Here is a 12,863-nt window from a genome sequence, read left to right as displayed (position 1 = left end):
CCGCTCAGTCCAGGGCCGTGGCGATCACGCCGCCGCCCAGGCAGACCTCGCCGGCGTAGAGCACGGCGCTCTGGCCGGGCGTGACGGCCCACTGCGCTTCGGGGAACTGCAGCGCGAAGCCGTCCGGCGCGGCCTGGAGCTGGCAGGCGGCGTCCTGCTGGCGGTAGCGCGTCTTGGCGCCATAGGCGCCGGGCGCGGGCGGCGTGCCCGCCACCCAACTGGCGTCCTGCGCCTCCAGCCGGTGCGCCAGCAGCCAGGGGTGGTCGTGCCCCTGCACCACGCGCAGGGTGTTGGTGGCCAGTTCCTTGCGCGCCACGAACCAGGGCGCATGGTCGCCCGCGCCGCGCGCCGCGCCTTTTTCCTTCACGCCGCCTATGCCCAGGCCCTGGCGCTGGCCCAGGGTGTAGAACGACAGGCCCACGTGCTGGCCCAGCCTGCGGCCGCGGTCATCGAGGATGGGGCCGGGCTCCTTGGAGATGTAGCGGTTGAGGAACTCGCGGAACGGCCGCTCGCCGATGAAGCAAATGCCCGTGGAGTCCTTCTTCCTGGCGTTGGGCAGCCCGATCTCGGCGGCGATGCGCCGCACCTCGGTCTTGTGCAGCTCGCCCACGGGGAACAGCGTCTTGGACAGTTGCGCCTGGTTCAGGCGGTGCAGAAAGTAGCTCTGGTCCTTGGACGGGTCCAGCCCCTTGAGCAGCTCGAACAGACCCGTGGCGGGGTTCTGGCGCACGCGCGCGTAGTGGCCGGTGGCAATCTTCTCGGCCCCCAGGCGCATGGCGTGGTCCAGAAAGGCCTTGAACTTGATCTCGGCGTTGCACAGCACGTCGGGGTTGGGCGTGCGCCCGGCCTGGTACTCGCGCAGGAATTCGGCGAACACCCGGTCCTTGTACTCGGCAGCGAAGTTCACGTGCTCGATCTCGATGCCGAGCACGTCGGCGACGCTGGCGGCGTCCAGGAAATCCTGGCGGCTGGAGCAGTATTCATCGTCGTCGTCATCTTCCCAGTTCTTCATGAAGATGCCGACGACCTCGTGACCCTGCGCTTGAAGAAGATGGGCGGTGACGGCGGAATCGACGCCGCCCGACAGGCCCACCACGATGCGGTGCTTGTGCATGCCACGGATTATCGGCGGCCCGAATGCCAATCCCTGCGGCGCATGATGGATGGGATGTGCCGTACCAACCTGATCGTGGAGGGAATCGGCGTCATGCCCGTCGTGCCGCACCACGGGTGGAGCCGTCGGCCACGGTGGCCGGATGCGGTGAGGTGGTCGATGGCGTGCGCAACGGGCATGCCGAGGCCAGGCGTGCGGCCAGATCGTCGCGCAGGGATTGCAGCGCCTCAATGCGTTGATCGATGTCGGCCAATTTGTTCTGCAAAACCTGCGCGATGTCAGCGTCTGAAACCGCGCCTTGCCAAAGTCGAGGGATTTCGCGCCCGATCTCGGACAAGCTGAAGCCGAGTTGTTGAGCGGTCCTGATGTACATGACGAGGGTCAGAGTCTCGGGAGAGTACCGACGGTAGCCGTTGGGCAGCCTTCGGGAATGAATCAGACCGAGTTTCTCGTAGAACCGCAGCGTCTCACGAGACAGGCCGCTGGTGGTGGCCAATTCGCCGATGAGCATGGGTTGCCTTCGAAAACGCTTGACATTGAAGCATGGTTCAAGGTTGACACTGCGGTCTTTGCACTTCACGGGAGCTCGCGATGCAACAAGACCGCTTCATCCGCATGGTACGGTACAGCGCATGGTACGACCTGCTGGCCACCTGGATGTTCGTTTTGCCATGGACATTCATCTGGATTTACACGCTACTCGCCTGGACGGCCAGAAGCTTGGGCCTTCCGGGAGCAATCCCTGAATTGGAGCCCATGCACATATTGTTCGCCAACTTGCTGGGGTCGGTGGTCGTAGTCTGGGCGCTGGCGCGCATTCTTTATCCTTCGGTGGCCTTGGGAAGGCTGGATGCCGTGGCGCGACTGCTTTTCATGACGTGGCAAATCCATGCGGTCTTCTCTGGAGCCAGCGCCATCATTCTCGGGTTCACTGCGTTCGAACTGCTTTTTGGCATATTGCAGCTGATGCCTGTCGAGGCCCGGGACGAGGGCTTGCGCGAACAGGGTGCCGCGGCATGAGTCGCGAGGGCGTGCAGAACCATCACCAATCAAGGAGGCCAGTTCTTATGTGGAAGAAAACCCTCGGTGCCCTGCTGATCTTCGTCCTCGCCCTGGTGGCGGCGGTGGCTGTCAACACCTGGCGCAAGGGCTCGCGCCAGTTGGAGGTGGCGCCGCTCGCGCCGCTGGCCGTCGACGAAGCGGCTGCGGCCGGGCGCTTGGCGCAGGCGGTCCGGCTCCAAACCATCTCGTCGGCCACGGACGCCGATTTGAGCCGGGATCAGTTCCTTGCGCTGCACGCCCTGCTCGAAAAAGAATTTCCCCGGGTGCATGCGACGCTCAAGCGCGAGGTGGTGAACGGCCTGTCGCTGCTGTACACGTGGCAGGGGCGGGACCCCAAGGCCAAGGCCATCCTGCTGGCCGCGCACCAGGATGTGGTGCCGATCGCGCCGGGCACCGAGGTCGACTGGCAGCAGCCGCCGTTCGCCGGGCGGGTCTTGGACGGCTACATCTGGGGCCGCGGCTCGTGGGACGACAAGGGCAACCTGCTCTCGCAATTGGAAGCGGTGGAGATGCTGATCGCCAGCGGCTACAAGCCGCCACGCACCGTTTACCTGGCTTACGGCGCCGATGAGGAGGTGGGCGGCCACCGTGGAGCGGCCAAAATCGCCGAGCTGCTCAAGAGCCGGGGCGTGCAGCTCGACTTCGTGCTCGACGAGGGCCTGCTGGTGCTCGACGGCGTGATGCCGGGGCTGAAAAAACCGGCCGCGCTCATCGGCGTGGCCGAGAAGGGCTACATGTCGGTGGCGCTCAGCACTTCGGCGACGCCGGGGCACTCGTCGATGCCGCCCGGCAAGGGCACGAGCGCGATCGCGATGATGGCCGCGGCGCTGAACGCGCTGGAAAACGACCAGATGCCCGCGGCCATCCGCGGCGTGGCGGGCGAGATGTTCGACGTGCTCGCGCCCGAGATGGAGGGCTTTTCGCGCGTGGCGCTGTCCAACCTCTGGCTCTTCGGCCCGCTGGTGCAAAAGCAGCTCGAAGGGGCGGGCAGCACCAATGCCATGCTGCGCACGACCACGGCGCTGACCATCGCCCGCGCCGGCAACAAGGACAACGTGCTGCCCGGGCGCGCCGACGCGACGGTGAACTTCCGCATCCTGCCCGGCGACACGCGCGAGGGGGTGATGGCGCATGTGCGCTCGGCCGTGGGCAAGGTGGTGGACATGGCTCACGTCAAGGTCGAAGCCCTGCCCGGTGCCAAGGAGGCTTCCAAGGTCGCGCCCACGGATTCGGCCCAGTACCGGCAGCTCCAGCGCACCGTCCGCGAGGTCTTCCCGGACGCGCTCGTCGCCCCGGGGCTGATGGTGGCGGCGACCGACTCCATCCACTACGAGACCATCAGCGACCACATCTTCAAGTTCTCGCCCATACGCGCGAAAAGCGAGGACTTGCCGCGCTTTCACGGCACGAACGAGCGCCTGGCCGTGAAGGACTACGCGGACGCCATCCGCTTCTACCACCGCCTGATCGGGCAGATGGCCCAGGCCCAGGGCGCGCGCTGAGAGCCTATTCGGCCACGGGCCGGCCCACGCTGGGGTCGGTGTGCACCACGTCGAGCGCGAAGCGCTGGCCCGCGAGGTAATCCTCCACGCAGCGCAGCAGCACGGGGCTGCGGTGGCGCTCGCGGCTGGCGCGGATTTGCGCCGGCGTCATCCACACGGTGCGCACGATGCCCTCGTCCAGCGTGCGCCAGGCGTGGTGCGTGCCCAGCGTGCCGGCAAAGGCAAAGCGCATGTAGGTGATGTCGTCGCCCGTGCGCGTGCGCCGGAAGCGGTTGAGGTACACGCCCACCAGGGCGGTGGGCGTGAAATCGTAGGCGGTCTCTTCGAGCACCTCGCGGATGCAGGCGTCCAGGGGCGACTCACCCGGGTCGAGGTGCCCGGCCGGATTGTTCAGGCGCAGGCCGTCGGCCGTGTCCTCTTCCACCAGCAGAAAGTGGCCGTCGCGCTCGATCAGGGCGGCCACGGTCACATTGGGTTTCCAGCGGTTTGGCATGGGGGGATTATCGCCAGCGCGCACGCGGCTGCCGCGGCTCAGCCGAGGCGCCGCTGCATGTACACCGCATCGCGCCCATAGGTGACCAGGCGCTCGCGCTGGACGGGGTCCTGCAGCGTCCAGGCCAGGTAGCCCTGGCGCTGCCAAAAGCCCTGTGTGCCCTGCACCGACACCAGGGCCGAGCGCTGCAGGCCACGTGCCTGCGCGCCCTGCCACAGGGTTTGCAGCAGGCGCTGGGCCAGGCCGTGCCCGGACAGCTCGGGCAGCACGGCCAGGTCGTGCAGGTACAGGGTGTCGGGCGGCGTCAGCGCCTCGAAGTCGCCGTGCAGGGGCGCAACCCAGCCCTGCACCACATCACAGGCGGCCAGATAGCCGGCCACGCGGCCGTCGAGCTCCAGCACCAGCGAGCACTGCGCCGTACAGGCCAGGCGCCGCGCGAACACTTCGGTGCTTTCGATGTAGCCCTCGCCATAGCAGGCGCGCTGCACCTGCTGCAGCGCGGGCAGGTGCTCCTCGGCGAGCGGGCGCACCTGGGCATGGGCAAATCGGTCGGCAAGGGTCACGGGAAGGGAAAGGGGTGAATACGCAGTGGGCCGTATTGTGCGTCAGCTTGCTGACGCATCGGCGCAACAACGGCCTCAACCCCCGGGGAGCGCCGCCGGCAGGCACAGGCGCAGGCGCGCGCCGCCCAGGGGGGAGTCCTGCACCTGCACGCTGCCACCGTAGGTGTGCGCCAGCGCGCGCACGATGTCCAGCCCCAGGCCGGAGCCGGGGCGCTGCTCGTCGAGCTGCACGCCGCGCTCGAACATGCGTTCGCGCTCGGGCTGCGGGATGCCGGGGCCGTCGTCGTCCACGGTGCAGCACAGCATGCCGTCCTGAGGCTGCACGTCCACCACCACCTGGGTGCGCGCCCACTTGCCGGCGTTGTCGATCAGATTGCCCAGCAGCTCGTACAGATCCTGCTCCTCGCCGCGGAAGGCGGCCTCCTGCGCCCCGGCGGCCAGGCGGAAGGCGATGCCGCGCTCGGCGTGCAGGCGCTGCATGGTGCGCAGCAAGGCCTGCAGCGGCGGCAGGACCGGCGTGGCCAGGCCGGTGGCGCGTACGGCCGCGGCGGCGCGCGCGCGCGCCAGGTGGTAGTCCACCTGGCGGCGGGCGCTGGCCACCTGCTCCTGCACGAGCTGCGCCAGCGCGCCCTGCTCCTGCGCCGCGGCATTGGCCAGGATGGACAGCGGCGTGTGCACCGCATGGGCCAGGTTGCCCGCCTGGGTGCGCGCACGCTGCACCATGTCGGCGTTTTCCTGCAGCACGTGGTTGAACTCGTTGACCAGGGGCTGCAGCTCCTGGGGAAAGCGCCCTTCCAGCCGCGCGGCCGCGCCGCTGCGCACGGCGGCCAGCCGCGCGCGCAGCAAGCCCAGCGGCTGCAGCGCCAGGTGCAATTGCACGGCCACGGCCACGGCCAGGCCCAGGGCCAGCATGCCCAGGGCCATGAGCAGCAGGCGCGTGAAGCGCTGCAGCGGCTCGGCCAGCAGCGCGCGGTCGCCCGCCACCGCCAGGCGCAGCGGCGGGGCCTCGTCCTCGGGCAGTTGCAGGGTGCGCGCCACGGCCAGCAGGGCGTGGCCCTGCGCATCCTGCAGCGCCAGCACGCGGTAGCCTTTGGCCGGGTAGGCCGCGGGCACGGCGGGCAGTGCCAGCACCTGGTCCCACAGCGAGCGCGACCGCGCTGCGGCGGCCTGCGGCGCCGCACCCAGGACGTCGATCTGCCAGTACAGGCCTGACAGGGGTTCGCCCAGGCGCGGGTCGGCCGCCATGGCTGCCACGCGCACGCCGCCCGCGGGCTCCCAGTCGACGGCAGCGCTCAGATGGTCGAGCTGCATCACCAGTTGCGCCTGCATCTGCTGGGTGATGTGCTCCTGGAACAGCGCGCGCAGGCCCCAGCCCACCAGGGCAATGGCCAGTAGCATCCACGCCAGCGTGCCCGCCAGCAGGCGCAGGCGCAGGGAGTAGCTGCCGGCGACGCCGCTCATGCGCTGGCGCCGGGCTGCACGAGGCGGTAACCCATGCCGCGCACGGTCTCTATGCTGCCGGCGGGCAGCTTCTTGCGCAGGCGGCCGACGAAGACCTCGATGGTGTTGGAGTCGCGGTCGCTGTCCTGCGGATAGATGTGCTCGGACAGCTCGGTGCGCGAGAGCACCTCGCCCTTGCGCTGCATGAGCAGGGCCAGCAGCTTGAACTCGTGGCTGGTCAGGGTGAGGGGCTGGCCATCCACCTGCACGCGCGCCTGGCGCGTGTCGAGCACGATGGGGCCGCAGCGCCACTCGGCGCTGGCGTGCTCGCCCCGGCGGCGCAGCAGGGCGCGCAGGCGCGCGAGCAGCTCCTCCATGTGAAAAGGCTTGGCGAGGTAGTCGTCGGCGCCGGCATCCATGCCGGTCACTTTCTCATGCCAGGCGCCGCGGGCCGTGAGGATGAGCACCGGCATGTTGCGCCCCGCCGCGCGCCAGCGGCGCAGCACCGAGAGGCCGTCAAGCCGGGGCAGCCCCAGGTCGAGCACCACGGCATCGAAGTCCTCGACCTCGCCCAGGTAGTGGGCGTCCACGCCATCGCCGGCGCACTCCACGGTATGGCCCGCAGCCGCCAGGGCCTGGGCCAGTTGGCCGCTGAGGGTGGGTTCGTCTTCAACGACGAGGATGCGCATCGCGGTCCTTTCCGGCGTCCCGCTCGTGCTCGCGGCGCTGTATGCCCAGCACCCGGCCATCGACGGCATCCACCTTGAGCTTGGCCATGCGGCCATCGCCTTGCAGCAGGCGGATCTTGTAGACGAAGCGGCCGTCGTCGCGCTCGAACTCGATCTTCAGCACCTGGCCCTGGTAGTCGCGCTCGACCTTCTCCAGCACGCTGCGCAGGGGCAGGATCTGGCCCTGCTCCAGCGCCTGGCGTGCCAGCTCGTGGTCGCGCTCGTCCGCCTGCAGCGCCGGGGCGGCAGCGAGCAGCACGCCGGCCAGGGCGAGTGTGGCCGGGCGGCGCAGAAAGGGCAAGGTGCGCAGGATCATGGACCGGTTTATAGCGGGGCCCGCCTGAATGCGGGCTGAACGGCGCTTTCAGCATCCGTTCAGCTTGGATTTTCCACAATGCACAGCGAAGAAGAAAGGATGCACACCATGCGAATCAAAACCGTGCTGACCCTCTGGCTGCTGGGCATCACCCTGGCGTGGGCCGCCGTGCTCCCGCCCGACCTGGGCATAGACCCCCTGGTCAACGCCCAGGGCCAGGCCCTGGGCTGGTGGAAGCTGCGCCAGCACCTGATCTACCTCAGCGGCCTGTGGAGCATAGGCCTGATGGCACTGGTCATGGTACTGGCCCTGCGCCTGCCGCTGCTGGACCGCGCCCTGGGCGGCATGGACCAGGTCTACCGCCTGCACAAATGGGCCGGCATCGGCGCGGCCCTGGCCGCCATCCTGCACTGGGGCGCCGATGAATCCAGCGACTGGATCAAGGGCCTGTGGGGGCGCGCCGGCCGGCCCGCGCGGGAGGCCGTGCTGCCCTGGCTCACCGATGCGCGGGGCTTTGCCAAGGACCTGGGCGAGATGGCGTTCTACCTGCTGCTGGCCATGGTGGCCATCACACTGCTGACCCGGCTGCTGTCCTACCGCCCCTGGCGCTTTCTGCACCGCGCCATGCCGCTGCTGTTCCTGGCGCTGGTGATCCACACCGTAGCCCTCATGCCACTTTCTTTCTGGACACTGCCGCTGGGCCTGCTCATGGGCACGCTGCTGGCACTGGGCAGCGCGGCGGCACTGTGGTCGCTGGCGGGCTGGATTGGCCGCGCGCGCAGCCACACCGGCCGCATCCATGCCGTGCAGGTGCTGGGCGACGGCGGCACGGCGGCCCCCATTGAGGTGATCTGCGCCCTGCCTGCCAGCTGGCCCAGCCACCGCGCGGGGCAGTTCGTCTTCGTGCGCTTCGATGCCTGGGAAGGCGCCCACCCCTTCACCATCGCCAGTGCCCCGGGCAGCCTGGGCACCAGCGCGCAGGGCGAGCAGCTGCTGCGCCTGGTCATCAAGCCGCTGGGCGACTACACCCGCACCCTGGGCCGGCGCCTGCAGGCCGGGCAGCGCGTGGACATCGAAGGCCCCTACGGCCGCTTCGACGGCCGGGGCCGCCAGCGGCGGCAGCAGGTGTGGATCGCCGGTGGCGTGGGCATCACCCCCTTCCTCGCGCTGTTGGAAGCCCGGCAGCCGGGTACCGCCACCGCAGGTTCCCGGCTGCAGCCCGTGCTTATGCACTACTGCACCCGCGACGCCGCCACCGATCCGCTGCTGCCCCGCCTGCGCCAGCTCTGTGCCCAGGCCCAGCCGCCGGTGAACCTGACGGTGCACGGCGACGCCCAGGGCCAGCGCCTGCAGCCCAAGGACCTGGAGGCCATCCCCGGACCGCTGGACATCTGGTTCTGCGGCCCCCAGGGCCTGGGCGATGCGCTCGATGCGCACGCCAGCGGCGCGCGCTCCTGGCGCCTGCACCGCGAATCCTTCGCCATGCGTTAAATTGACAAAAGGAGTCCTGCCATGACACACCACCCCTCCCTGCGCCGCGGCCTGCTGGCCCTGTCCCTGGGGCTGGCCGCCCTGCCCACCCTGGCGGACGACGACTGCGACGCCCCCGTGCAGCGCTGGCAGCCGCGCGAGGCCGTGCGCCAGATGGCCGCCCAGCGCGGCTGGGAGATCCAGCGGCTCAAGATCGACGACGGCTGCTACGAGATCCGCGGCCAGGACGCCGAGGGCCGCAGCTTCAAGGCCAAGATCGACCCGGAAACGCTCAAGGTCGTGAAGATGAAGCGCCGCGACCGCGAGGGCGGCGAGCGCGAACGCCTGCGTGAACGCGCGCGTGACCGTGAACAACTGCCCGGCGCTGCGGCCCCGTCCCCGGGCAGCGCCGCCCCATCCCCCGTCTTCACCCCTGGCACCGCGCCGCGCGGCCAGGTCGAGTAAGCCCCTGCACTGGAGAGAGTCCACCATGTCCAAACCCCTGCTCACCACCGTTGCCGCCGCCTGTGCCCTCACGCTGCCGGCCCTGGCGCACAGCCGCCCCGTTGCGCTGGCGGTGCAACTCAAGAACTACGGCGGTGACGGCGCCTACCTCGCCGTCTACCTGACCGACGCCAAGGGCGCCTACGCCGGCACGCTGTGGGTGGCGGGCGGCAAGGCCAAGTACTACAAACACCTGGCGGACTGGAACCGCCTCTCGGCCGGCGACGCCAAGCGCCTGGCCGGCGTGACGGGCGCCAGCGTGGGCGCGGGGCGCACGCTCAAGGTCACGGCCGACCTGGCCGACAGCCTGATCGACGCGGGCTACGAGATCCGCGTCGACGCCGCCGTGGAAGACATGCGCGACAGCCCCAGCGAGGTGCGCGTGCCGCTGTCGGCCAGCCAGGCGGGCAAGCCCCACGCGGGCAAGCAGTACATCCAGTCGCTGAGCTTGCAGCTCCCGTAAAGGACCGGCATGGATTGGAAAACCCTCCACCGCTGGGTGGGGCTGGTGCTCGGTGCCCTGGCCCTGGTGCTGGGCCTCACCGGTGCACTGCTGGCCATCGACCCGGTGCAGCAGGCCTGGCAGGCGCGGCCCGCCGCCCCGGGGCTGTCCGTGGCCACCCTGGCCGAGCGCGTGGCGCGCAGCGTGCCGGGCGCCGAGGAACTCCGCCGCCTGCCCTCGGGCGCCATCGTGGTCTTCGGCTTCGACGGCGAGCGGGCACAGGCCTCCTATGTGGATCCGGCCGACGGCCGCGTGCTGGGCGCCTACCAGGCCTCCGTGCTGCCGCGCTGGGTCAAGAACCTGCACCGCGCGCTGCTGCTGGGCGACGCCGGGCGCTGGGGCGCCGCAGGCACCGCCCTGGCCATGGGGCTGCTGTGCGCCTCGGGCCTGGTGCTGCTGCTGCGCCGCATGGGCGGCTGGCGGCACCTGGCCGGGCGCGTGCGCGGCACGCTGGCGCAGCGCATCCACACCGTCACGGGCCGCGTGCTGCTGGCCGTGCTGCTCCTGACATCGGTCACGGGTCTCACCATGAGCGCCTCCACCCTGGGCCTGGTGGCGCTGGACGCGGGCGCCGAACCCGAGGTGGCCTCCGTGCCCACCGGCCAGGCCGCCCTGCCCGTGGCGCAACTGGCGCTCCTGCAAAGCGTGGCCGTGCAGGACCTGCGCCGCCTGAACTTCCCCGACGCCGCCGACCCCGAGGACACCTGGAAGCTCGCCACACGCCAGGGCGCCGGCTGGCTGGACCGCTACACCGGCCAGTGGCTGGCCTGGCAGGACGCCCGCCTGGCCCAGCAGGTGGTGGACTGGGCCGTGGTGCTGCACACGGGCGAGGCCGCCTGGCCCTGGGCCGTGGTGCTGGGGGTGGCGGGCGCCAGCGTGTCGCTGTTCTGGCTCTCGGGCCTGCTCATCTGGCGCCAGGGGCGCCGCCAGGCGCCGCGCCTGGCCCACCAAAGCCCTCTGGCGCAGGCCGATGTGCTGGTCTTCGTCGCCAGCGAAGGCGGCAGCACCTGGGGTTTCGCCCAGGCGCTGCACGACGCGCTCGTGCAGCAGGGCCACCGCGTGCACACGGCGGCGCTGGAGCGGTTCCAGACCACGCCCGCCACGCGCCAGGTGTTTATGCTGGCAGCCACCTATGGCGACGGCCAGGCGCCCACGCATGCACGCCAGGCCCTGGAACGCATCACGGCCGCGCCGGTGGCCGCCGCGCCCGTGGCCGTGCTGGGTTTTGGCGACCGCCAGTACCCCGGCTTCTGCGCCTACGCCCAGGCGCTGGAAGCGGCCCTGCGCGCGCGCGGCTGGCCCGCACTGCTGCCGCTGGAGTGCATCCACCAGCAGTCCAGCCAGCAGTTCGCCCGCTGGGGCACCGCCCTGGCCCAGGCGCTGGGCGAACCCCTGCAACTGGACTATGTGCCGCGCCTGCCGCCGACCACGGCGCTCACGCTGGCGGCGCGCCAGGACTACCCCGGCCAGGCCGGGCAGCCCACAGCCATCCTGCGCTTTGCCTGGCCGGCACAGGGCCGGCTGGCGCATTGGCGCGGCCAGGGGCTGGGGCGCTTCGCCGCGGGGGACCTGCTGGGCATCGTGCCGCCGGGCAGCAGCGTGCCGCGCTACTACTCGCTGGCCTCGGGCTGGAAGGATGGCTTCGTGGAGATCTGCGTGCGCCAGATGCCCGGCGGCCTGTGCTCCACGCACCTGCTGGGCCTGGCGCCGGGCGGCAGCGTGCAGGCCTTCCTCCGGCCCAACCCGGGCTTTGCCCTGGGGCGCACGCGGCGCAGCGTGGTGCTCATCGGCGCGGGCACGGGCGTGGCGCCGCTGGCAGGCTTCATCCGGCGCAACGCACGGCGCCTGCCCATGTTCCTGTACTTCGGCGGGCGCGATCCGGCGCGCGACGACTACTTCGGCCCCGAGATCGCGCAATGGCAGCAGCAGGGGCGCGTGACCAGCGTGACCAAGGTGTTCTCGCGCATTCCCGGCGGCGGCGGCTACGTGCAGGACGCCCTGCGCCGCGACGCCGAGCGCCTGCGCGGCCTGCTGGCGCAGGGCGCCCTGGTGCGCGTGTGCGGCAGCCGCGCCATGGCGCAAGGCGTGGCCCAGGCGCTGGACGAACTGCTGGCCCCGCTGCACCTGGACGTGCAGCAACTCAAGGCCCAGGAGCGCTATGCCGAAGACGTGTTCTGACCCCGCCCCCGGCGCACACGCCACGCTGCACGGGCCCACCATGGGCACGCGCTGGTCCGTGACCTGCGCGCCGCTGCCCAAGAAGCAGGCACAGGCCCTGCGCCAGGACCTGGCCGCCGCCGTCGAGCAGGTGGACGCACAGATGTCGCCCTGGAAGCCGCACAGCGACCTGGTGCGCCTGAACCACGCCCCGGTGGATGCCTGGGTGGACCTGCCAGCGCAGATGCTGGACGTGCTGGCCTGCGCGCTGGATATCGGCCGCCTGAGCCAGGGCGCCTTCGACATCGGCGTGGGCGCCCTGGTGGACGCCTGGGGCTTTGGCGCGGCACGTGCGGCACCCGATGCCGCCGCCATCCGCAGCGCCAGCGGCGCGGCGCCGCAGAGCGCGCATGCCGTGCTGGAGCTGGACGCCGGCGCCGGCCGCGCGCGCAAGCACGCCCCCCTGCAGATCGACCTGGGCGGCATTGCCAAGGGCCATGCCGTGGACCGCATGGCCGCCGTACTGCAGCAGCACGGCGTGCACCAGGCGCTGGCCGCGCTCGATGGCGAGCTGCGTGCCGTGGGCAGCCAGCCGGATGGCAGCGCCTGGCCCGTGGCGCTGGAGCAGCCCGAGGCCGGACGCCGCGCGGTGCGCGGCGTCCTCGCGCTGCAGGACCTGGCCGTGGCCACCTCGGGCGACTACCGGCATTTCTGGGACGTGCAAGGCCAGCGCCTGGCGCACACCATGGATGCGCGCCGCCAGGCGCCGGTGCACAACGCGGTGGCCAGCGTGACGGTGCTGGCGCGCCAGTGCATGCACGCCGACGCCTGGGCCACGGCCCTGCTGGTGGCCGGCCCCGGCGCGGGCCTGGCCCTGGCGCAGCGCATGGGGCTGGAGGCGCTGTGGCTGCTGCGCCAGGGTGCGGGGGTGGCGGAAATCGGCCTGGGCCGCTTCAGCGCTGCGGGGCGCTGACTGAACGGCGGCTGAACAAGCCGTTCAGCACCGATTCAG

14 protein-coding genes are annotated in these 12,863 nt (G+C 70.9%); 7 read left to right on the top strand and 7 right to left on the bottom strand.

What is annotated here, in order from left to right:
* Positions 1-4: 4 nt before the first annotated feature.
* Positions 5-1,114, bottom strand: coding sequence for a tRNA 2-thiouridine(34) synthase MnmA (gene mnmA, locus CGR01S_RS03120; protein WP_042422256.1), 1,110 nt, complete (start codon positions 1,112-1,114; stop codon positions 5-7).
* 91 nt (positions 1,115-1,205) lie between these two features.
* Positions 1,206-1,625: a MerR family transcriptional regulator gene (locus CGR01S_RS03115; protein WP_084690536.1), complete on the bottom strand. Its 420-nt coding sequence runs from the start codon at positions 1,623-1,625 to the stop codon at positions 1,206-1,208.
* An 80-nt stretch (positions 1,626-1,705) separates the two neighbouring features.
* Here CGR01S_RS03115 and CGR01S_RS03110 point away from each other — a divergent pair, with 80 nt between their 5' ends.
* Both CGR01S_RS03110 and CGR01S_RS03105 read left to right on the top strand, forming a co-directional pair.
* Positions 1,706-2,134: a hypothetical protein gene (locus tag CGR01S_RS03110; RefSeq protein WP_042422254.1), complete on the top strand. Its 429-nt coding sequence runs from the start codon at positions 1,706-1,708 to the stop codon at positions 2,132-2,134.
* Positions 2,135-2,181: 47 nt separating this feature from the next.
* A complete protein-coding gene (locus CGR01S_RS03105) occupies positions 2,182-3,678 on the top strand; it encodes a M20 family peptidase (RefSeq protein ID WP_042422252.1) in 1,497 nt (498 codons plus the stop codon).
* 4 nt (positions 3,679-3,682) lie between these two features.
* Here CGR01S_RS03105 and CGR01S_RS03100 read toward each other — a convergent pair whose 3' ends face one another.
* The 5 genes from CGR01S_RS03100 to CGR01S_RS03080 form a co-directional block, all read right to left on the bottom strand.
* Positions 3,683-4,171: an NUDIX hydrolase gene (locus tag CGR01S_RS03100; protein WP_042422251.1), complete on the bottom strand. Its 489-nt coding sequence runs from the start codon at positions 4,169-4,171 to the stop codon at positions 3,683-3,685.
* Between the two features lie 38 nt (positions 4,172-4,209).
* On the bottom strand, positions 4,210-4,734 hold the full coding sequence (locus CGR01S_RS03095; RefSeq protein WP_042422249.1) for a GNAT family N-acetyltransferase: 525 nt from the start codon (positions 4,732-4,734) through the stop codon (positions 4,210-4,212).
* A 75-nt stretch (positions 4,735-4,809) separates the two neighbouring features.
* Positions 4,810-6,195: a sensor histidine kinase gene (locus CGR01S_RS03090; protein WP_042422247.1), complete on the bottom strand. Its 1,386-nt coding sequence runs from the start codon at positions 6,193-6,195 to the stop codon at positions 4,810-4,812.
* On the bottom strand, positions 6,192-6,863 hold the full coding sequence (locus tag CGR01S_RS03085; RefSeq protein ID WP_042422244.1) for a response regulator transcription factor: 672 nt from the start codon (positions 6,861-6,863) through the stop codon (positions 6,192-6,194). The genes CGR01S_RS03090 and CGR01S_RS03085 overlap by 4 nt, the downstream gene beginning before the upstream one ends.
* Positions 6,844-7,218: a PepSY domain-containing protein gene (locus tag CGR01S_RS03080; protein ID WP_052382487.1), complete on the bottom strand. Its 375-nt coding sequence runs from the start codon at positions 7,216-7,218 to the stop codon at positions 6,844-6,846. The genes CGR01S_RS03085 and CGR01S_RS03080 overlap by 20 nt, the downstream gene beginning before the upstream one ends.
* A 108-nt stretch (positions 7,219-7,326) precedes the next feature.
* Here CGR01S_RS03080 and CGR01S_RS03075 point away from each other — a divergent pair, with 108 nt between their 5' ends.
* The 5 genes from CGR01S_RS03075 to CGR01S_RS03055 are packed head-to-tail and all read left to right on the top strand — an operon-like array spanning position 7,327 to position 12,824.
* Positions 7,327-8,709: a ferredoxin reductase family protein gene (locus CGR01S_RS03075; RefSeq protein ID WP_042422360.1), complete on the top strand. Its 1,383-nt coding sequence runs from the start codon at positions 7,327-7,329 to the stop codon at positions 8,707-8,709.
* Between the two features lie 21 nt (positions 8,710-8,730).
* Positions 8,731-9,153: a PepSY domain-containing protein gene (locus CGR01S_RS03070; RefSeq protein WP_042422243.1), complete on the top strand. Its 423-nt coding sequence runs from the start codon at positions 8,731-8,733 to the stop codon at positions 9,151-9,153.
* Positions 9,154-9,178: 25 nt separating this feature from the next.
* Positions 9,179-9,655: a DUF2271 domain-containing protein gene (locus tag CGR01S_RS03065; RefSeq protein WP_042422241.1), complete on the top strand. Its 477-nt coding sequence runs from the start codon at positions 9,179-9,181 to the stop codon at positions 9,653-9,655.
* 9 nt (positions 9,656-9,664) lie between these two features.
* A complete protein-coding gene (locus CGR01S_RS03060; protein ID WP_042422239.1) occupies positions 9,665-11,872 on the top strand; it encodes a PepSY domain-containing protein in 2,208 nt (735 codons plus the stop codon).
* Positions 11,853-12,824, top strand: coding sequence for an FAD:protein FMN transferase (locus CGR01S_RS03055; protein ID WP_042422236.1), 972 nt, complete (start codon positions 11,853-11,855; stop codon positions 12,822-12,824). Before CGR01S_RS03060 ends, CGR01S_RS03055 begins: the two co-directional genes overlap by 20 nt.
* The last annotated feature ends 39 nt before the right edge of the window (positions 12,825-12,863 follow it).

It is taken from the genome of Comamonas granuli NBRC 101663 (assembly GCF_000739995.1).
GTDB lineage: Bacteria > Pseudomonadota > Gammaproteobacteria > Burkholderiales > Burkholderiaceae_C > Simplicispira > Simplicispira granuli.
The sequence above is the reverse complement of the archived record's forward strand: the minus strand, read 5'-3'. Positions and strand labels throughout refer to the sequence as shown.